Origin of the sequence: Staphylococcus pasteuri, from assembly GCF_030547725.1 — a bacterium.
GTDB classification, from domain to species: Bacteria; Bacillota; Bacilli; order Staphylococcales; family Staphylococcaceae; genus Staphylococcus; species Staphylococcus pasteuri.
On the sequence record NZ_JAUOQO010000157.1, the window covers coordinates 1 to 316 of the forward strand.

The window sequence follows — 316 nt, forward strand, 5'->3', positions numbered from 1 at the left end:
GAGCAAATCTGAGGCATTCACTTGCCAGTCTGGGAACCTCTGTTGGAGCGCCGTCAACCATTCTGCGAGGCCGGCTTCGCCTGTATTTATCTCTTGGCCACCGCCAATCAGGCACACAATCGTGCACCAATCTTCGTGCCGATCCATCACGCTAATGAGGAACTCAGGTTCCGACATGTCAAAGTCCGTTTGGCCACGCTTGGTCTGCATGAACTTAGATGCCTGATCACTGGTCCAGGCGCGTTGGGCTTCGTCGAAGACAACAACCTTCTCAAAAGGAACTTCTGTGGACCCAACATAGTGATCCCGGAAATGG

General features: G+C 53.2%; 1 protein-coding gene. It reads right to left on the reverse strand.

Features of this window, described 5'->3' with window-relative positions; all coding sequences use genetic code 11:
- Positions 1-316, reverse strand: a 316-nt coding sequence (locus Q4528_RS13225; protein WP_303521955.1) for a DNA/RNA helicase domain-containing protein, incomplete at both ends; no start/stop codon positions are given.